16 protein-coding genes are annotated in these 20077 nt (G+C 70.8%); 8 read left to right on the forward strand and 8 right to left on the reverse strand.

The window, feature by feature from the left end; all coding sequences use genetic code 11:
- Window positions 1-22: 22 nt before the first annotated feature.
- The 4 genes from AC3A57_RS16170 to AC3A57_RS16185 are packed head-to-tail and all read left to right on the forward strand — an operon-like array spanning window position 23 to window position 5760.
- The gene (locus tag AC3A57_RS16170) at window positions 23-910 is read left to right on the forward strand and encodes an FHA domain-containing protein (RefSeq protein ID WP_487579850.1); all 888 of its coding nucleotides are present in this window, start codon (window positions 23-25) and stop codon (window positions 908-910) included.
- A complete protein-coding gene (locus AC3A57_RS16175) occupies window positions 910-4266 on the forward strand; it encodes a protein kinase domain-containing protein (protein ID WP_487579851.1) in 3357 nt (1118 codons plus the stop codon). Before AC3A57_RS16170 ends, AC3A57_RS16175 begins: the two co-directional genes overlap by 1 nt.
- Entirely contained in the window at window positions 4263-5078 is an 816-nt protein-coding gene (locus AC3A57_RS16180) for a sensor histidine kinase (protein ID WP_487579852.1), read from the forward strand. The genes AC3A57_RS16175 and AC3A57_RS16180 overlap by 4 nt, the downstream gene beginning before the upstream one ends.
- 31 nt (window positions 5079-5109) lie before the next feature.
- Entirely contained in the window at window positions 5110-5760 is a 651-nt protein-coding gene (locus AC3A57_RS16185) for a response regulator (RefSeq protein ID WP_221670662.1), read from the forward strand.
- 215 nt (window positions 5761-5975) lie between these two features.
- Here the strand turns inward: AC3A57_RS16185 and AC3A57_RS16190 are convergent, their stop codons facing one another.
- The 4 genes from AC3A57_RS16190 to AC3A57_RS16205 form a co-directional block, all read right to left on the reverse strand.
- Entirely contained in the window at window positions 5976-7076 is a 1101-nt protein-coding gene (locus tag AC3A57_RS16190) for an alkene reductase (RefSeq protein WP_487579853.1), read from the reverse strand.
- A 918-nt stretch (window positions 7077-7994) separates the two neighbouring features.
- Window positions 7995-8798, reverse strand: coding sequence for a 2,5-didehydrogluconate reductase DkgB (dkgB, locus tag AC3A57_RS16195; protein WP_487579854.1), 804 nt, complete (start codon window positions 8796-8798; stop codon window positions 7995-7997).
- Window positions 8799-9295: 497 nt separating this feature from the next.
- The gene (locus tag AC3A57_RS16200) at window positions 9296-10405 is read right to left on the reverse strand and encodes a TFIIB-type zinc ribbon-containing protein (protein ID WP_487579855.1); all 1110 of its coding nucleotides are present in this window, start codon (window positions 10403-10405) and stop codon (window positions 9296-9298) included.
- On the reverse strand, window positions 10405-11472 hold the full coding sequence (locus AC3A57_RS16205) for an SPFH domain-containing protein (RefSeq protein ID WP_487579856.1): 1068 nt from the start codon (window positions 11470-11472) through the stop codon (window positions 10405-10407). Before AC3A57_RS16205 ends, AC3A57_RS16200 begins: the two co-directional genes overlap by 1 nt.
- 528 nt (window positions 11473-12000) lie before the next feature.
- On the opposite strand from AC3A57_RS16205, the gene AC3A57_RS16210 reads away from it, so the two are divergent.
- Window positions 12001-13044 (forward strand): energy transducer TonB, encoded by a 1044-nt coding sequence (locus tag AC3A57_RS16210; RefSeq protein WP_487579857.1) that lies wholly within the window; start codon window positions 12001-12003, stop codon window positions 13042-13044.
- Between the two features lie 121 nt (window positions 13045-13165).
- Here AC3A57_RS16210 and AC3A57_RS16215 read toward each other — a convergent pair whose 3' ends face one another.
- The 4 genes from AC3A57_RS16215 to AC3A57_RS16230 form a co-directional block, all read right to left on the reverse strand.
- A complete protein-coding gene (locus AC3A57_RS16215) occupies window positions 13166-14353 on the reverse strand; it encodes an ABC transporter permease (protein ID WP_487579858.1) in 1188 nt (395 codons plus the stop codon).
- Complete coding sequence (locus AC3A57_RS16220) at window positions 14350-15096, reverse strand: ABC transporter ATP-binding protein (protein ID WP_487579859.1); 747 nt, start codon at window positions 15094-15096, stop codon at window positions 14350-14352. Before AC3A57_RS16220 ends, AC3A57_RS16215 begins: the two co-directional genes overlap by 4 nt.
- A 120-nt stretch (window positions 15097-15216) precedes the next feature.
- Window positions 15217-16758, reverse strand: coding sequence for an alpha/beta hydrolase (locus AC3A57_RS16225; RefSeq protein WP_487579860.1), 1542 nt, complete (start codon window positions 16756-16758; stop codon window positions 15217-15219).
- 140 nt (window positions 16759-16898) lie between these two features.
- Entirely contained in the window at window positions 16899-17648 is a 750-nt protein-coding gene (locus AC3A57_RS16230; RefSeq protein ID WP_487579861.1) for a ferredoxin--NADP reductase, read from the reverse strand.
- Window positions 17649-17944: 296 nt separating this feature from the next.
- Between AC3A57_RS16230 and AC3A57_RS16235 the strand changes: the two genes are divergently transcribed.
- From AC3A57_RS16235 to AC3A57_RS16245, 3 genes are read left to right on the forward strand one after another with little or no spacing between them, the layout of a single operon-like run.
- Window positions 17945-18871, forward strand: coding sequence for an ABC transporter ATP-binding protein (locus AC3A57_RS16235; RefSeq protein WP_487579887.1), 927 nt, complete (start codon window positions 17945-17947; stop codon window positions 18869-18871).
- Window positions 18868-19680, forward strand: coding sequence for an ABC transporter permease (locus AC3A57_RS16240; protein ID WP_487579862.1), 813 nt, complete (start codon window positions 18868-18870; stop codon window positions 19678-19680). The genes AC3A57_RS16235 and AC3A57_RS16240 overlap by 4 nt, the downstream gene beginning before the upstream one ends.
- Window positions 19677-20048, forward strand: a complete 372-nt coding sequence (locus AC3A57_RS16245) for a hypothetical protein (protein ID WP_487579863.1) — start codon at window positions 19677-19679, stop codon at window positions 20046-20048. Before AC3A57_RS16240 ends, AC3A57_RS16245 begins: the two co-directional genes overlap by 4 nt.
- Window positions 20049-20077 lie beyond the last annotated feature (29 nt).

A 20077-nucleotide genomic window follows, 5' to 3' on the forward strand; every position in this document is an offset into this window, starting at 1 on the left:
GGGCGCGCGCTAAGATGAGCCGATGCAGGCGCGCTTGATCGTTTACCCGCCGGACCAGGCCGCGATCGCCCGGGCGCTCCGTCCGGGCGAGACCGTGAGCATCGGCCGCGCGCCGGACTGCGACTTGTTCGTCGCCCATGCCTCGATCTCGCGCCGTCACGCCCTGCTGGAGTTCGAGCAGGGCTTGTGGCGCCTGCGCGACCTGGACAGCAAGAACGGCAGCTTCGTCGACGGCATCGAAGCCGGCGCGCGCGGCCTCGCCCTCGACGGCACCTGCTGGCTGCGCCTGGGCGATGTGTACTGCGAGTTCGCCCCGCTCGCCGACGAACAGATCGCCGCCGCCGAACGCGGCCAGATCGCGCGCCGCGCCGTCGCCGCCGCGCATACCGCGCGCCTGGAGGGCGTACAGGGCCTGGGCGACCTGCTCGACGGCAGCCTGCGCGCGGTGGTCGAACTGGCCCAGTGCGAGCGCGGCTTCGTCCTGCTCGAAGACGGCGCCGGCTATCGCGTCCGCGCCAGCCTGGCGCTGGACCCGGCCCGGCTGGGCGCGCGCGAGTTCGGCGGCAGCGTCGGCGCGGTGCGCAAGGCGCTGGAACTGCGCCGCGCGGTGGTCGCCAACGACATCGGCCGCGAGGCCTGGCTGGCGTCGCGCGATTCGGTGATCGCCGCCGGCCTGAGCGCCCTGGTCTGCCTGCCCCTGCTCGACGGCGAACGCACCCTCGGCGCCCTGTACGCCGACCGGGTGCGCCCGGGGCCGGCCATCACCACGCTCGACCTGGAACTGCTGGAGGCCTTCACCGAGGGCGCCGCGGTGTGGATCGCCGCGTGCCGCACCAGCGAGCAGCTGGATGCGCAGCTCGCTTCGGCCTCCTGGGACGGGATTCTCGCCGCGCACGACGGGGACGCCTGATGAACATGTCGGGCGGCTCCGCAGGCGGGTCCGACGCCGACGCGACCGCGACCGGGCTCTACAGCCACGCCGACCTGGCCCCGGGCAGCGTGCTGGCAGGGCGCTTCCGGATCGAAGCCTTGCTCGGCGTCGGCGGCATGGGCGTGGTCTACCGCGCCACCGACCAGGCCCTGGGCGTGCCGGTGGCGCTGAAGCTGCTGCGCCCGGAATGGATGCACAAGCCGGAGGCGTTCGAGCGCTTCAGCCAGGAACTGCTGTTGGCGCGGCAGGTGTCCAGCCCGCACGTGGTGCGGATCCACGACCTGGCCCAGCACGAAGGCCGCTGGCTGATCAGCATGGACTACGTCGACGGCGAGTCGCTGGACCGCCGTCTCGACCGCGACGGCGCGTTCGCAGTCGACGAGGCCCTGGCGATCGTCCGCCAGCTCGCCGCCGGGCTGGCCGCGGCGCACGCCAAGGGCGTGATCCACCGCGACGTCAAACCGGCCAACGTGTTGCTCGACCGCCAGGGCGGTGCGTATCTCAGCGACTTCGGCGTGGCCCGCTCGCTGGCCGGCAGCGGCCGCACCCAGACCGGCGCGGTGATCGGCACGCCGGACTATCTGTCGCCGGAACAGGCCCGCGGCGAGCCGGTCGACGCGCGCAGCGACCTGTATGCGCTGGGCCTGATGCTGTACGAAATGCTCGCCGGGCAATTGCCCTTCGCCGGCGGCACGGTCACCGAAGTGCTGGCCCAGCGCATGCTGCGCACGCCGCCGCCGCTGAGCGAACGCCGCGCCGAGGTGCCGGCCTGGGTCGCGCGCCTGGTCGATAAACTGCTGCGGCCGTCGCCGGCGCACCGGTTCCAGGATGCGGCCGCGGTGATCGCCGCGATCGATGCGCGCGAGGTGCCGCGCGACGGTTGGCGCGACGGCGGCGCGCGCCGCGGGCGGTGGCTGGCGGCGCTGGCGCTGGTCCTGGCCGCCGCCGCCGCCGGCGCATGGTGGTGGCAGCAGCGCACGCCGGCACCGGCACCGGCGCCGGTCGTCGCCGCGCCGCTGGACCGTTTGCTGGTGCTGCCATTGGAAGCCGGCGCCGATGCGCTGCCGGCCGAGCGCCTGGCCGCGCTCGGCGCGCATCTGCGCGACGCCCTCGCCGCCCAGCCGGGCGTGGCCGTGGTCGACGGCGAACGCAGCGCGCAGGCGCTGCGCCAACTCGATCCGACCGGCGCCGCCCGGCCCGATCCGGAGGCGGCGCGCAGCCTGGCCGCCGCGCGCCGGGTGCTGCGCCCGCGCCTGATCCGCGGCGCCGGCGGTTGGCGCTTGCAGGCGCAGCTGCGCAACGGCGCCGAACCGGCGCAGGTATTGGACGGCGGCGAGGCCGCCGATCCGCTCGCGGCGCTGCGCGCCTGGGCGACGGCGCCGGCGGTGCGTGCCGCCTTGGCCAACGGCGGCGCGATCGACCCGGCCTTGCCGGCGGCCGCCGCGGCGCTGGATGCCTACGGCGCCGGGGTGCTGGCGCAACAGGACGGACGCTGGAACCAGGCGCTGCAGGGCTACCGCGCCGCCACCGCGGCGGCGCCGGACTACGCCGCGGCGTGGCTGGCCCAGGGCCAGGCCGCCATGGCGTTGGGCGAACAGGACGCCGCCTTCGACGCGATCGAACGCGGCCAGGCGGCGCGCGGCAGCAGCGCCTGGCTGCGGCGCCGGCTGGATGCCGAGCACGCCCTGCTCGAAGGCGATCCGCCCAAGGCCGTGGCGTTGGCGCGGCAGGCCCTGGCGGCCACGCCCGACGACACCGAGGCGGCCCTGCGACTGGCCCGCGCCCAGGGCGCCGGCGGCGACTTCAATGCCGCGGTGGCCGCGCTGCAGGCCTTGACCGAGCGCGACGGCAACGATCCGCGCGCCTGGTACGAACTGGGCAAGTTCTCGATCCTGCAGGGCCAGGCGCGGCGCGCGGTCGACGATTACCTGGTGCGCGCGCTGGTCTTGTTCAAGCGCAGCCGCAACCTGCACGGCGAGGCGGAAACGGTCAACGCGCTCGGCGTCGGCTACGGCCGCCTGGGCCAGTCCGCCGATGCCGCCGAGCAGTACCGCAAGGCGGTCGAACTGCGGCGCGCGCTCGGCAATCGCCGCGGCGTGGCCACCAGCCTGCGCAACCTGGCCAACGTGCTGGCCACCACCGGCCGCTTCGACGAGGCCGCCGCGCAGTTGGCCCAGGCGCGCGCGCTGCAGGTCGAACTCGGCGACCGCGCCGGCCTGGCCGCGACCGAGAACGAACTCGGCCTGCTGGCCGAGGAGCGCGGCGACTACCGCGGCGCCCTGGACGCGTTCCGCAACGCGCTGCAGAGCTGGCGCCGGGCCGACGACCCGCACGGCACCGCGCAGGCGCTCAACAACATCGGTTTCGCCGATTACCAACTGGGCTTGTACGACGACGCCCAGGTGTACTGGCAGCAGGCCGGCGAGGCCTATGCGGCGCTCGGCGAGCAGACCGGGCGGATCCGCACCGAACAGAACCTGGGCCTGCTCGCCGCCGCGCGCGGCGACTGGGCGCTGGCGCGGCGCCTGCTGGAAGCCTCGCTGGCCAGCGCCGAGAAGCAGCAGATGCTCGAGGAAGTGGCGGTCAGCCGGCGCAACCTGGCCGAGCTGGAGTGGCTGCAAGGCCATGTCGCCGCGGCGATCGGCCAGGCCGAACGCGCCGGCGCGCTGTTCCGCCAGCGCGACGACCTGCGCGGCCAGATCGACGTCGAACTGCTGCAGGTGCAGGCGCTGCTCGACGCGCGCGCCTTGGCGCGCGCGCGCGCGCTGCTCGACCGGCGCCGCGGCTCGATGCAGCAAGCGTCCAGCGAACAACGCGCCATCGCCGACCTGCTCGCGGCGCAGCTGGCCGCGCAGCAGGGCCGTCCGGCCGAGGCCGCGAACGCGCTGCAACAGGCGCGCCGGCTCGCCGAGGCCTCCGGCGTGCGCCAACTGCAGCTGCAGATCCAGCTCGAGCAGGCGCAGCAGGCGCCGGCGCGGGGCGCGGGCGACGCCGCCGACCTGGATCGCGCCAGCGCGAGCCTGGGCCATGCCGGTCTGCGCCTGGGCTGGCTGGAGGCGGCGATGCGGCGCGCGCTGGCCGCCGGCGACAGCGCCCAGGCCCTGCCGCACTACCGCGAAGCCGTGCAGCGCCTGCGCGGCGGCGAATTCCGCCGTGCCCATGCGCTGCACCGGCTCGGCGCCGAGGCTTATGCCGCCGCCGGCGACGTCGCTGGCGAGCGCAGCGCGCGGGCCAAGGCCGAGGCGGCGTTGCGGGTTTTGCGCGACGGCTTGCCGGAGGATCTGCGTGCCGGCTTCGATGGCGTCGCGAGCGCCGTACCCGAGGCCATGCGATGACGCCCTCCCGTCCCATCGATCCGCCGGTCGATTCGTCCGTCGACCCGTCCACCGATCTGCCCGGCGATGCGGGCGGCGGCGAAGCCGATCCGCTGCGTTCGCTGGCGCAAGTCCGCGACCAGTACCGGCAGCTGCTGCAACGCCTGGAAGCCAACGAACGCGAGTTCCGTCGTCTCGGCCGTTCGGTGTGGCGGGTGCAGGAAGACGAACGCCGGCGCCTGGCGCGCGAACTGCACGACGGCATCGGCCAGAACCTGACCGCGCTCAAGCATCGCCTGGCCCAGCTCGGCGACGGCCTGACGCCGGCGCAGCGCGCGCGCCTGGAGGCGGCGATCGGCCTGTGTGCGGACACCCTGGAAGACACCCGCGAATTGTCGCGTCTGCTGCGGCCGCCGATCCTCGACGATCTCGGCCTGGAGCCGGCGCTGCGCTGGCTGGCGCGCAGCCAGAGCGAAGCCGGCGGGATCGAGGTCGCACTGGAGATCGGCGAGCTGCCGGTACTGGACGGCGATCTGCAGACGCTGGTGTTCCGCGTGGCACAGGAAGCGATCAACAATGTGCTCAAGCACGCCGGCGCGCGGCAAGTGCTGGTGCGCCTGGTCGCGCGCGGCGGGCTGCTGCAACTGCAGGTCGCCGACGACGGCCGCGGCTACGATCCGCGCAGCGCATCGTGTTCCGACGGCAGCGGTCTGGCCGGCATGCGCGAACGGCTGCGCCTGTACGACGGGCGGCTGGAAATCCATTCCGCGCCCGGCCAAGGCACGCGCCTGCGCGCGGTGCTGCCCTTGCCCGCGGTAGCCGAAGGTGCTTGACGGCGCACCGGTCCACGCGCACCGTGCGGCCATGCCGAACCCGCTCATCCGCGTACTGATCGCAGACGACCACACCCTGGTGCGCGAGAGCCTGGTCAACCTGCTCCAGGCCGGTGGCGCGATCGAAGTCGTGGCCCAGGCCGCCGACGGTCCGGAAACCGTGGCGCTGGCGATCGCGACCCATCCCGACGTGGTGGTCGCCGATCTGTCGATGCCGGGCTTGAACGGGATCGAAGTGGTGCGCCGCCTGCGCGAGGCGGTGCCGGCGACGCGGGTGCTGGTGCTGACCATGCACCAGGAAGAGGAATACGTGCTGCAGGCGGTGCGCGCCGGCGCCGCCGGCTATCTGGTCAAGGACAGCGCCGCCGCCGAGTTGCTGGCGGCGGTGCGCAGCCTGCATGCCGGACGCAGCCATTTCGGCCCGCAGGCGGCCAAGGCGATGGCCGAACAGATGCGCCATCCCGAGCGCGCGGTCGAGGATCCCTACGGGCGCTTGACCGCGCGCGAGCGCGAGGTGTTCCACCTGATCGTCGAAGGCCTGACCACCAAGGAAATCGCGCGCAAGCTGGAGATCAGCGCCAAGACCGCCGAGAACCACCGCACCCGCGTGCTCGACAAGCTCGACGTGCGCAATACCGCCGAGTTGGTCCGCTACGCCTTGCGCAAGGGGCTGCTCGACTAAGCGCAGCGTCTGGCTTTGGTACGGCTGTGCTTGTGTAGGAGCGGCGTCAGCCGCGACAACCGCAGCGGTGAAATACCACGCGTCTCTACGAAGCGAAGCCGGTCCAGACGAAGCCCGGTTGTCCCGACTTCGGCGAGCGCGCTCGCGCACGTCGCTGCGGTTGTCGCGGCTCACGCCGCTCCTACAGGAACCCGCCTACAGGAACACGCGTGCGCTCAGGCGGCGCGCGGATAGTCCGTATAGCCCTGCGCGCCGCCGCCGAAATAACGCGCGCGGTCGCCTTCGGCCAGGGGCAGATCGTGCTGCAGGCGATACGGCAGGTCGGGATTGGCGATGAAGGGGCGACCGAAGCCGATCAGGTCGGCCCAGCCGGCCCGCAGCGCCTGTTCGGCGCGCGGCTTGGTGTACTTGCCGGAGTAGATCATGCTGCCGCGGTAGATCAGCCGCAGCGCTTCGCGGAACGCATCGGGCATGCCGGGCGCGTCGTCCCAGTCGGCTTCGGCGATGTGCAGGTAGGCCACGCCGATTTCGTCGAGCAGCTTGGCCGCGGCCAGGTAGGTCGCCTGCGGGGTGTCGTCGACCGCGCCCTGCAGCGTGGTCAGCGGCGCCAGGCGCACGCCGACGCGGTCGGGTCCGACGGCCTCGGCCACCGCCTGCGCGACCTCGCGCAGGAAGCGCAGCCGGTTCGGCAGCGAGCCGCCGTATTCGTCGCTGCGCTGGTTGGCCTGCGAATCGATGAACTGGTTGATCAGATAGCCGTTGGCGCCGTGCAGCTCGACCCCGTCGAAACCGGCTTCCAGCGCGTTGCGCGCGGCCTGGGCATAGTCGGCGACGATGCCGGGAATCTCATCGGTGCGCAGCGCGCGCGGCGCCGAGTGCTGGACCATCTCGCCGACCCCGGCTTCGGGGCCGCGGCCTTCGGGGTCGACGAATACCTTGACCCCGTCGGCGACCAGGGCCGAGGACGAGACCGGCGCGGCGCCATCGGCCTGCAAGGCGACGTGAGATACGCGGCCGACATGCCAGAGCTGAGCGAAGATCCGTCCGCCCGCGGCGTGCACCGCGGCGGTGACCCGGCGCCAGCCGGCGATCTGTTCGGCGCTGTAGATGCCCGGGGTCCAGGCGTAGCCCTGGCCCTGGCGGCTGATCTGGGTGCCTTCGCTGACGATCAGGCCGGCGCTGGCGCGCTGGGCGTAGTACTGCGCCATCAGTTCGGTGGCGACCTCGCCGCGGGCGGCGCGGGAGCGGGTCATCGGCGGCATGACGATGCGGTTGGCGGTGTCGAAGCGGCCGAGGCGGTGGGGGGTGAAGAGCATGGCGGCGGAGTAGGAAGCGGAGTCGATGGCATCAGTGTGGGGAGCGGACGGGCGGGGAAAAACCGCCGTTGCGGCAAACGATCCTTTCCACAAGCGCAAGAATCGCCGCCGTTGCCTCCCTGTAGGAACGGCGTCCCGCGGGGATTTCCTTCGGTCACAATTCGCGTCCGCCGTCGTTCAATCTCGCCGCGTCTTTGTCCGATGTTCTTGTAGGAGCGGCGTAAGCCGCGACCAGGCAGGGGACGCGCAGAAGAATCAACGCCTTTCGCCAATGATCGAAGCCCGAAACCATCGCGGTGGTAGGGGCGGCGCCCCACAGGGATTTTCTTCGGTCACAAGCCGCGACCACGGGACGCGCAGAAAATCCAAGGCCGACGCCATCGATCGAAGGCCAAGGCCATCGCGGGGTAGGAGCGGCACCCCACAGGGATTTCCTTCGGTCACAAGCCGCGACCGCCATCTCGCCCGTTCGCCGCGTCTTTGTCCTACGCCCCTGTAGGAGCGGCGTCCCACGGCGATTTCCTTCGGTCATAAGCCGCGACCGCGTTCTTGCGGTCTCGCGGCGTCTGTCGTTCGAAGGCTTCCAAAGCCTCAAAAGCCTCAAAAGCAAAGCTTCCGTCCGCAAGCGGCCGGGTCACTTTCTTTGTCCAAGGCGACAAAGTCCCACGGGATTTCCTTCGGTCAAAAGTAACCAAAGAAAACGCCATGGCTGTTTCGAATCAAGAGCCACTATGGGACGAGGCTGGCGCAGGGCTGCTCCGCACAGGCCATCCCTGGCCTGGCTGCGCACGGGCCGCATCCATGCGGCCCGCCCTCCGGGGCTTCAGGTCTTCTCGCGAGTTCGTTGGCGACGCCAAGCTCTTCACGGCAACGGCAACGGCAACGGCAACGGCAACGGCAACGGCGGGGCGTCGCCGCTCAATCCCACTTCGGCGCCAATCCCTCCGGGTCGACCAATCGCTCGCCGCGGTCCAGCGCGGCGATGCGGGCCATGTCGTCCTCGCTCAGGCGCAGGTCCCGGGCGCGCAGGTTGCCGGCGAGGTTCTCGCGGCGGGTCGAGGACGGGATCACCGCGTAGCCCTGTTGCATCGCCCAGGCCAGCGCAACCTGGGCGACGGTGGCGTCGTGTCGGGCGGCGATGTCGCTCAACACGGGGTCGGCGAGCACCTTGCCGTAGGCCAGGGTCATGTACGAGGTCAGGTGCAGGCCGTGTTCGTGGGCGAACCCGGCCAGGGCGCGGTTTTGCAGATAAGGATGCAGTTCGACCTGGTTGGTGGCGATGCGCGCCGCGCCGATCGCAGCGAAGGCTTCGCGCAACAGGGCGATGCTGAAGTTGGATACGCCGATCGCGCCGGTCAGGCCGGCGTCCTGGGCCTCGGCCAGGGCTTGCATGTACTCGGCCACCGGCACCGCGCCGCCCGGCGCGGGCCAATGGATCAGGGTCAGGTCGACCCGGTCGGTGCGCAGCTTGGCCAGGCTCTCGCGCAGGCTCGGGATCAGCCGTTCGCGCGACAGGTTCTCGGTCCAGATCTTGGTGGTCAGGAACAGCGCGTCGCGGGCCACGCCGCTGTCGGCGATGGCCTGGCCGACCTCGGCTTCGTTGCCGTAGATCTGCGCGGTGTCGATATGGCGATAGCCGAGCTCCAGGCCGGTGCGGACCGAATCGATGACGGTCTGGCCCTTGAGACGGTAGGTGCCGAGGCCGAAGGCGGGAATGCGCATGGGGAAACCTCTTGCGATTGGAGCGGGAGAAGACAGGCGGCCGACGATAAGCCCGGCGGTATCGATGGCGAGGGTCTCGGCGGCGCGGCCCTCGGGGCCGCAGGGCCTTGCGGACGCGGATGCGCAGTGTCGACGAGCCGACTCTGGCGAAAAATAGCCCGACTAGCGAATTACTGTTGATTTGAAATCAACAACGGTCGCGGTTAGGGGGTAGGAGCGGCGTCCCACGGGGATTTCCTCCGGTCGCAAGCCGCGACCAACTGCAGCGGTGTCATGCCACGCGAGCCGCCGAAGCCAGGCGCTGCGCCCCTGCTTTCCAAGCGCTCGCGCGGCTGGTCTTCGGCTACGGCGCTTGCGTACACCGCTGCGGTTGGTCGCGGCTCGCGCCGCTCCCACCCCGGTGCCGGTGCGCGGCTTCGATCATGGACGAGGATGTTGTCGTTACTGCGCGTCCCCTGTCGCGGCTCACGCCGCTCCTACAGGAAGCTCGCGCGTCTTCAGCGCTGGCCGCCGAACAAGCCGAACACGATCGCCGCGGCGATCAGCGCCGCCAGCACGGCGAAGAAGATCTTGACCCAGCTGTAGGGCCGCTCGCCGGCGATCGTGCCGGTGTAGCCGTTGGCCAGGACCTGGAAATTGCGCGAGCCGTAGGTGTAGCTGACCAGCCACACCGGCACCAGGATGTGCTTGAAGGTGCGGCCGCTGTAGTCGGCCTGGACCTGCAGGTTGCGGTGGGTGTCGCCGGGCACGTCGTTGGCGCACAGCTGCCGGGTCTGTTGCTGCATCGACTCGGTGTTGAGTTCCGACGCCCGGCGCAGGTCGACCTGATAGCGCTCGACCAGCCAGCCGCGGACGAATTCCGGCGAATAGGCCTTGAGGTCGGTGGTGGTCGGGAACTGGCCGATCTGCTCCAGCAACCCGGCATGCACGCCGACCGTGCCCGGCACCAGTTCGTCGTCGAAGAAATGCTGCAAAGCGCCCGCGGCCGGTTCCCAGCGCACCTTGCGCACTTCGCGGGTGCGGCGCTGGCCGTTCTCGGTGTAGCTCTCGGTCTCGTAGTAGTAGTAGCCGGCCTCGGCGCGCCAGCGCGCGGCGACGTGGGCGTCGAAGGTCCAGTACGGCAGGTACACGCCCTTGAGGGTGTCGGTCAGGGCCGCGGTCTTGAGCCGGTTGGGCGCGAACCAGCGCGTGCCGTACCACTTGCGGATCGCGTCGCGCACCTGGCCGTCGCTGATCTTGAACGGCAGCCCGCTCTGCGGGGTGATCGCATCGCCGAGGGATTCGTGGGCGATGATCGAGGGCGAGCCGCAGAACTCGCAGCGCTGCGCGACCTTGCCGTCGACGAACACCGAGATCGCCTTGCAACTGCGGCACTGCACTTCGCGGCGCTCGGCGTCGCCGCCGTAGCCGCGCTGCTCGCTGGGGTGCTCGGCCAAGGCCCGTGCCAGGTCCAGTTCGACCACGGCCGTGCCCTGCGCTTCCTGCGCCGGCGACCACGGCACCACGGTGCCGCAGTACGGGCAGGCCAGCGCCTGCTTGGTCGCATTCCATTGCAAATCCCCGCCGCACTCCGGGCAGGGATGCTTGCCGACGGTGGCGTTGTCCATCAGCCGCGCAGGAATTCTTCGAGCGCGGACTTGGCGATGCGGGTGGCGGAGCCGATCTTGCGCGCCTTGAGGTCGCCGGCGGCGATCGCCGCCATCACGTCCTCGACCGACACGCCCAGGGTCGCGGCGGCCTGTTCCGGGGTCAGCACTTCCAGCGCGCCGGCATGGGCGGCCGCCGCCGTCGCGGTGGCCGGCGCCGCTGCGGGCTGGGCGCCCTGCATGCTGCGCATCATTTCCTGGGCGATGCCGAAGCCGACCGCCATCTGCGCCGGCACCGCGGCGGCGGCCGCGGCGTCGCCGCCCTGGCCCATCGCGCTGCCCATCTGGAACTTGACGTAGTCGTTGAGGTTGCCGACCGCGCCCATGCTCGAGCGCGCGTCGATCGCCTTCTCCACTTCCGGCGGCACCGACACGTTCTCCAGCACGAAGGCGGTGATCTCGATGCCGTACTTGGCGGTCATCGCCGGATTGATCACCGGCAGCAGCGCTTCGCCGAGCTCGCCGTAACGCGAGGCCACGTCCAGCGCCGGCACCTTGGCCGTGGCCAGGGCGTCGGTGAACACGCTGACGATGCGCGAGCGCATGGTGTCGGCGAACTCGTCCAGGCGGAAATTCTGGTCGGTGCCGGCCACTTCCTTGAGGAACTTGGGCGGGTCGACGATGCGGAAATCGTAGGTGCCGAAGGCGCGCAGGCGGACCACGCCGAAGTCGGCGTCGCGCATCATCACCGGGTTGGACGTGCCCCACTTGTTGCCGGTGAACAGGCGCGTGTTGAGGTAGTAGACGTCGCACTTGAACGGCGAGTTGAAGCCGTACTTCCAGCCCAGGATGGTGGACAGGATCGGGATGTTCTCGGTCTTGAGCGTGTGCTTGCCCGGACCGAACAGGTCGGCGTACTGGCCGGCGGCGACGAACTGCACCTGCTGCGACTCGCGCACGATCAGCTGGGCGCCGTTCTTGATCTCTTTGTCGTCGTCGGGGAAGCGGTACGACAGGGTGTCGCGCGAGTCATCGGTCCACTCGATGATTTCCAGCAGCTCGCCCTTGATGAAACCCAGAATGCTCATGTTCCGCTCCCTGCCGTGGTGATCGCGCTGTCTGTGATCGGCCGTCCGCGGAGGCCGTCGCCAAGAAGCCCGATTCTAGAGGACCCAGGTCGAAACGACGTCGGACGGAGGCGGAACCGGCCGGCCGCGGCCGGCGCCGCGTCGCGCTCGCGCCGGTCCGGCACCGGGGCCGCGACGGCTTTGCGGATCCTGGCGGATCGGCGCCGCCGGCGGACCGGCGCGGACCGCCGGATCGGCCGCGCCGGGTCGCCCCCGAACCGGCCCTCGGCCGGCGCCGGTGCGCCCCCGTATGGCCGCCGGGCGCGCGCCGATGCCGAACTGAGCGGCCGGTCGCGCCCTGGCCGGCGAACCGACACACCCGGTATCGGTGATGGCCGCGATGGGTGGCACACTCGGCATCTGACGCCTATCGCGGGGACTTCGCCAACCTGAACGCTTGACAAACGCGGCGCGCTAGCGCGTCCTATCGGGCGTGCGCCCGGCCCCGTATCGGACGGGTCTCGCGTACTTCAGGGGAGTTTTTAATCAATGATCGTCGCCAACAATGACCGGCACTACAGCCGGCTGTCCGCTGTAAAGCAGTTGTCCGCCGTGTTCGCGCTCGGATGCGCGCTGGCGGCCTGCGGAAAGAAGGAAGAAGCCGCACCCGCCACGGACGCGGCGCCCGCGGCTGCGGCCACCGCCCCGGCGGTGACCGCGCAGACCGCCGTCTCGGCCAAGGTATCGGCCATGTCGGTGGACCAGCTGCGCGAAGCCGCGCGCAAGGCGTATGTCGAAAACCGCCTGTACGCCCCGGCCGAGGACAATGCGGTCGAGTACTACCTGGCCCTGCGCGAGAAGGCCCCGGCCGACGCGGCCGCGTCCAGCGCCCTGACCGACCTGCTGCCGATGACGGTCATCGCGACCGAACAGAGCGTGGGCCGCGAAGACTTCAGCGAAGCCCAGCGCCTGTCGGCGCTGATCGAACGCGCCGATCCGCAACACCCGGCCCTGGCCCGCCTCAAGGCCAGCGTCGGCGCCGCCCAGGACGCGCTGGCCAAGCGCACCGAGCAGGAAAAGCTCACCGCCGAAGAGCAGGCCAAGAAGCAGGCCGAGCTGGAGAAGCAGCGCCAGCTCCAGCAGCAGCAACAGCAGCAGCAGGCCGCCCAGCAGTTGGCGACCCAGCAGGCCGCCGAGCGTCAGGCGGCGACCCAGCGCGAGGCCGAGCAGCGTGCGGCCGAGCAACGCGCCGCCGAACAGCGCGCCAGCGAGCAACGCGCCGCCGCCCAGCGGCCCGCGCCCAGCGAGCGCGCGGCTCCGGCCGCCGCGGCGCCGAGCGAACTGCGCGCGGTCTCGACCCCGGCGCCGCGTTACCCGCCCGAAGCCCTGCGCGCCGGCCAGTCCGGCGAGGTCCAGGTCGAGTTCACCGTCGCCACCGACGGTTCGGTCACCGCCGCGCGCGTGGTCCGTTCCAACCCGGCGCGGGTGTTCGATCGCGAGGCGGTCAATGCGGTGCGCAAGTGGCGGTTCCAGCCGGTGCCGTCGCCGGTCACCACCCGCCGCACGATCGGCTTCAACCCGGGCGGCGGCTGATCCGCAGCACTTCGGGGCATGGCCTCGCGACAAAGAGAAGCCCGGCTCGCGCCGGGCTTTTTCTTGTCCGCGGCCCGGCCCGCGCGGGGCCGGAGCGGACCTGCTCCGAGCCGGGCGGACCTCAGCCGGACACCGCCAGCGACTCGTTGTGGTAGCGGCGCACCGCCGCGTACCAGAGCAGGCCGGCGAGGGCGAAGCTGGAGCCCAGGTACACCGCCCACACCGACGGGTCGATCGCCTCGGCGCGGATCACCTTCAGCAGCAGCTGGTTCTGCGACAGGAACGGCACCGTGAACTGCCACAGCTGGGTCTTCACCGGATTGACCATCAGCACGAAAGTCGGCACCAGCGGCAGCAAGGACAACCAGGTGAAGTGGCTCTGCGCTTCCTTGACGCTTTTCGCCGTCGCCGACAGCAGGGTCAGCAAGGTCGTGCCGATGAAGGCCATCGGCAGCAGGATCAGCAGCATCTTGCCGATCGCCGCCAGGCGCACGTCGAGCATCTGGGTCAGGCCGCGGCCGAGCTGCGCGCTGAGCTTGAACGCGAGCAGGGTCAGTAATAGCGACAGCAGGCAGAGCAGGCAGGCCGCGGCGATCTTGCCGCTGACCACCGCGCCGCGCGAGACCGGAGTGGCCAGCAAGGGCTCCAGCGACTGGCGCTCGCGCTCGCCGGCGGTGGCGTCGATGATCAGGTGCGCGCCGCCGATGAACGAGGTCAGGATCAGCAGATAGGGCAGCATCGCCGACAGCAGCAGGCCGCGCTTGGCCTCGGCGGTGGCGACGTCGCGGTCGGCGACGTTGATCGGCTGGGCCACGTTGGGGGCGATGCCGCGCGCCAGCAGGCGCAACGAACCGACCTGGCGGCTGTAGCCTTCCAGGGCCGCGCGCACGCGCCGGCTCGGAATCTCGGCGTCGCGGCGGGTGCTGTCCTGGACGATCTCGATCAGCGCCGGGCGACCCTGCTTCCAATTGCCGGCGAAATCCGTCGCCACGATCAGGGCCACGTCGTGGTCCTGGCGGTGGATCGCCGCGTCGAGTTCGGCCGGCGCCGGAATCGCGATGATGTTCTGGGTGGCGAGGAACTTGATCAGGTTCGGCGCATGCTCGGCGCCGCGCACCGGGATGCGCAGTTCGGTGTCGAGCTGGGTGCGGGCGCGTTTCTCGGCCAGCGAGCCCATGCCGGCCATCAGCAGCGGATACAGCAACGGCACCAGCAGCAGGGCGATCGCCAGGGTGCGGCGGTCGCGCGAGATGTCGAGCAGTTCCTTGTGGATCACCGCCCACATGGCGGAAAGGGAACGGGTGTTCATGCGAGCAGTCCTTCTTCGCTGCCGATCGCCTTGACGAAGGCGTCTTCCAGATTGGGTTCGCCGGTCAGCGCGCGCAGTTCGTCGGCGGTGCCGGCGGCCACGACCTGACCCTTGGCGACGATCACGATGCGATCGCAGAGCGCGGCCACCTCCTGCATGATGTGGCTGGAGAAGATCACGCAGCGGCCCTCTTCGCGCAGGCCGCGCAGGAAGCCGCGCATCGCCCGGGTGGTCATCACGTCCAGGCCGTTGGTCGGCTCGTCCAGGATCACGTTGCGCGGGTCGTGGACCAGGGCGCGGGCGATCGCGGTCTTGGTGCGTTGGCCCTGCGAGAAGCCCTCGGTCTGGCGATCGAGGATGTCGCCCATGTCCAGCGCGCGGGCCAGGACGCGGGTGCGTTCCTCGACCATGCTGCGCGGCAGGCCGTGCAGTTCGCCGAAGTAGGCGATGTTCTCGCGCGCGGTCAGGCGCTTGTAGACGCCGCGCGCATCGGGCAGCACGCCGAGCGCGCGCCGTACCGCGGCCGGGTCGCGCGCGGCGTCGATGCCGTCGACCCGCACTTCGCCGCGGTCGGGCCGCATCAGGGTGTAGAGCATGCGCAGGGTGGTGGTCTTGCCGGCGCCGTTGGGGCCGAGCAGGCCGGTGATCTGGCCGTCGCGGGCCTCGAAGTCGACCCCTTGCACGGCGTGCACCGTGCCGGTCTTGGTCTTGAAGGATTTATGCAGATCGTGGGCGGTGATCATGATCGGGACTCGGGTTTCGGGACTCGGGACTCGGAGCGGGGATCGGAGGCTTCGGGATGCAGGGCGCAGGTTGCGGCGAACCGCTTTGCGAGTCCCGAATCCCGAATCCCGAGTCCCGCCTCAGGGTTCCCAGCCGTTGAAAGAGACGAACGGCGGCACATAGCCCAGGCTGTCCAGGCAGCGCGCATCGAGTTGCTTGGCGTTCGCGGTTTCCAGGAACTGGCCGAGCAGCTTGGGCGTGCAGCCGATGCGCAAGGCGCCGTGGCCCTGGCCGCGCAGGATCAGGTGGCGGCCGTTGCGCAGGCGCTTGACCACCTGCTCGCCGTAGCGCGGCGGGGTGACCGGATCGAGCTCGCCGGACAGCAGCAGCGCCGGCGCATCGCTCTTGAACGGGTCGTGGAAGTTCTTCGGCCGGGTGCCGGTCGGCCAGGCTTTGCACTGCTCGGTCAGCGAACGGGTCAGGCTGTCGCCGAGCACGGTGTCGGCGTCGGCCGGGTCGGGACGGAACAGGTCGACGTCCTCGGCGCAGCTCACCGACAGCTGCATGCCGAAGTTGATCTCGTCGCCGAGCTGGGTCTCGAGCATCTTCGACAGCGCCATCAGCGGCGCGTAGCGGCCCTGGTCGGCCTCGTTGAGCACCTGCGGCAGCAGCGCGGCGGCTTCCGGCGCGTAAGAGAACATCCGGGTCAGGATCGCCACGTGGCCGGCGGTGATCGGCGCGCGCTTCTGCTCGCCGGTGCTGGGATCGCGGTAGTCGATCTCGACCGGCGCCGCCTGCAGCCGCGCCATCAGCTGGCGCAGTTGCTCGCGCGGATCGGCGCCGAAGCGCGCGCGGCAGGCCGGGGTCTGCTGGCACAGCTTGAACTGCAGGGCCAGGGCGTTGTCGAGGTTGCGCGCGTGCTCGCTGCCCAGCACCAGTTCGTTCGGCGCCACGCCGTCGAGCACCAGGCTGCGCACCCGAGCCGGATAGCGCGTCGCGTATTGCTGGGCGACGCGGGTGCCGTAGGACACGCCGACCAGGTTGATCTTGTCGGCGCCGATCGCCGAACGCACCGCGTCCAGGTCGGCGATCGCTTCGGTGGTGGTGAAATAGCGCGGATCCACCGCCAGGCCCTGGGCACACCGCTTGATCGCGCGCAGCGAGGCGTCGAGGGCGGCGGTTGGGTCCTGGACCGGGTCGCCTTCGACGGCCTCGGCGCAGGTCAGCGGGGCCGACTTGCCGGTGCCGCGCTGGTCGACCAGGACCACGTGGCGGTGCTTGCGCACCTCGCGGAACGCCGCATCGACCATCGGCCAGGAGCTGGTGGCGGCCTGGCCGGGACCGCCGGCGAGGAAGAACACCGGGTCCGGACTGCCGGCGCCCTCGGTGGCCGGCAGCCAGGCCAGATTGAGGCTGAGCTGGCGGCCCTTGGGCTGGGCCGGGTTCTCCGGCACCGGGAAGCGCGCGCACTGCGCGGCGAAGGTGCCGCTGGCGTACGGCGTCGACAAGGTGCAAGGATCGAACGCGATCCGGCCGTAGCGGCGTTTGTCGCTGCCGTCGGCAGGCTGGTCGGCGCTGCGGCCGCGATCGCCGCAGCCGCTCAAGGCGGCCGCCGCGAGCAGCGCGGCCAGGCCGGCGACCGCGACGGCGCGCGGTCGGTGTGACGCAAGTGCTGAGTGCATGTCCGTGTCTCTTCCCCAAGGCGGTGCGCCTTCAAGGATGACAGACGCCCGGGTCGGGAAAAATGTGACCGCACTCGGCGCCGGCGTTCGCGGCGCAGGCATCGGCGGCGGGGCGGCCCTCGCCGCGCCGCCCCCCCGGTTTACTTGGACGAGACGTACTTCTCGCGGCGGATCTGCGGCACCGGCAGGCCGTGGCCTTTGAGCGCTTCGAAGCAGGCATCGACCATGTTCGGATTGCCGCACAGGTAGGCGATGTCGCTGCTCGGGTCCGGGCCGAACTCGTCCAGGAACTGCTGCACGTAGCCGCGACGCACGTCCGCGTGCGGCTGCTCGGGCAACTCGCGCGAGAAACACGGGACGAAGCGGAAGTGTTCGGGATGGCGGTCGGCGAAGGCGCGGAACTCGTCGCCGTACAGCAGCTCGGCCGGGGTGCGCGCGCCGAACAGCAGCACCACTTTGATGCCGCGCTCGCGGATCAGGGTTTCCAGTTGCGGCAGCATCGAGCGGTACGGAGTCACGCCGGTGCCGGTGCCGATCAGCAGATAGCGCCGGTTGCTGTCGCCCGGCATCAGGCAGAAGCGTCCGAACGGGCCGCTGGCCTGGACCTGCTCGCCGTCGCCGAGGCCCTCGAACAGCGCGGTGGCGGCGCCGCCGGGCACGAAGCTGACCGCGATCTCGACCGTTTCGCCGGCGCCCAGGGCGTGGTCGTGGAGGGTCGCCAGCGAATAGCTGCGCTTGGTCGCGGTGCCGTCGGCGTACTGGAAATGAACCTGGATGAACTGTCCGGGGACGAAATCCAGCGGCTCGCCGTCGTCGCGCAGGAACACGTAGTGGCCGACGGTCGGGGCCAGCATGCGGCGGGACACGAGCTTGAGGGGGAATTGCTTCATTGCAGCGCGTTTCTCGATCGTGCTCCCGCGGCGGGCGGCCGCGGGCGCAATAGGACCGGGCGCAGGGTCCGGTGCGGCGGTCGCGCGAGGCCGGGGACCGGTCCTGGGCTGCGCAACGCGGATTTTCGCAACAGTCTGTGGCCGGAGCGCCGCCACGGGGCCGCCTATACTAAGCCATTCGCCGCGAGGCCCGCGGTCCAGCGATCCGAGACCCTCCCACGATGACCCAGCCAACGGCCCCCGCCACGGGCCCCCGTCCGGTCCCGCCCGGCACCGCCGAGGTGCCCGCCCTGCGCGTGCGCGAGCTGCGCAAGACCTACGACAACAAGGTGCAGGCGCTCAAGGGCGTGTCCCTGGACGTCGCCGAGGGCGACTTCTTCGCCCTGCTCGGCCCCAACGGCGCCGGCAAATCGACCCTGATCGGCATCGTCAGCTCGCTGGTCAACCTCAGCGACGGCTCGGTGGAGATCTTCGGCACCGACCTCATCCGCCGCCGCGACGAAGCGATGCGCCTGATCGGCCTGGTGCCGCAGGAGCTGAACTTCAACATGTTCGAGAAGCCGCTCGACATCCTGGTCAACTACGCCGGCTTCTACGGCGTGCCGCGCGCCGTCGCCCTGCAGCGCGCCGAGGAAGAACTCAAGCGCGCCCAGTTGTGGGACAAGGCCGACAAGATGAGCCGCACCCTGTCGGGCGGCATGAAGCGCCGGCTGATGATCGCCCGGGCGATGATGACCCGGCCGCGCCTGCTGATCCTCGACGAGCCCACCGCCGGCGTCGACATCGAGATCCGCCGCGGCATGTGGAAGACCCTGCGCGAGATCAACGCCGCCGGCACCACCATCATCCTGACCACCCATTACCTGGAAGAAGCCGAGAGCCTGTGCCGCAACCTGGCGATCATCGACCAGGGCCGGATCGTCGAGCAGGGGCCGATGAAGGCGCTGCTGGCCAAGCTCGACGTCGAAGGCTTCCTGCTCGACATCGACGGCCGCCTGCCGGCGACCCTGCCGGCGATCGAAGGCGCGACCCTGAGCGCCGCCGACGATCACACCCTGGACCTGGAAATGCCGCGCGCGATGGATCTCAACCGGGTCTTCGCCGCGCTCGGCGACGCCGGCATCCGGGTGCGCTCGATGCGGACCAAGTCCAACCGCCTGGAGGAGCTGTTCGTGCGCATGATCGCCCAGCCCTCGCCGGCCGCCACCGGGAGCGCCGCATGAGCAGCCACACCGACGCCGCGCAAGCGCGCGAGCTTTCGCCCGCGCGGCGCAACCTGGTCGCCCTGGGCACCATCGTCCGGCGCGAAGTCGCGCGCATCCTGCGCATCTGGGGCCAGACCCTGGTGCCGCCGGCGATCACCATGACCCTGTACTTCCTGATCTTCGGCGGCCTGATCGGCTCGCGCATCGGCGACATGGGCGGCTACAGCTACATGGAGTTCATCGTCCCCGGCCTGGTGATGATGAGCGTGATCCAGAACAGCTACGGCAACATCTCCTCGAGCTTCTTCGGCGCCAAGTTCGGCCGCCACGTCGAGGAGCTGCTGGTCAGCCCGATGCCGAACTGGGTGATCCTGTGGGGCTATGTCGCCGGCGCGGTGCTGCGCGGGCTGATGGTCGGCGCGATCGTGCTGCTGATCGCGATGTGCTTCACCTCGGTGCGGGTGCCGCATCCGCTGGTGACCTTCACCACCGTCCTGCTCGGCGCGACCATCTTCTCGCTGGCCGGCTTCGTCAACGCGGTCTACGCCAAGAAGTTCGACGACGTGGCGATCGTGCCGACCTTCATCCTGACCCCGCTGACCTATCTGGGCGGCGTGTTCTATTCGGTCAAGCTGCTGCCGCCCTGGGCCGAGGCGGCGACCCACGCCAATCCGATCTTCTACATGGTCAACGCGTTCCGTTACGGCCTGCTCGGCAGCAGCGACGTGCCGTTATGGGTGGCCTATGCGCTGATGCTCGGCTTCGTCGCCGCGCTGTCGTCGCTGGGCCTGTGGCTGCTCAAGCGCGGCGTGGGTCTGCGCAGTTGAGTCCACGCGCCTGGTTGCTGGCCGGCGCGCTCGGCCTGGTCCCGGCGGCGGTTGCGGTCGCGGCGCCGACGCCGGAAGAAACCTCGGCGCGGCATGCCGCGGACGGCATGCGCCTGGCCCAGGCGCGCTATTGCGGCCAGCCGCACGAACGGCTCGGCCGGATCGCCGAGGCCCTGCTCGCCGCCGCCCGCCATGAAGCGCAAGCGCGCGGCGAGGGCTTCGACGAGACGGCCTATATCGACGCGTTCCGGCGCGGCGCGCGCGAGATGGACGCGATCCTGCAGCGCCTGCCGGCCGATTCCGGACGCGACCGCGGCCAATGCCGCGAGGTCGGCGCCGAACTGGATGCGCTGTTGACGCCGCGTTGATCCGATCTGCACCGCGCCCGGGCTACAAG

The sequence above is a fragment of the Lysobacter sp. Soil_C_15 genome (genome assembly GCF_057657315.1).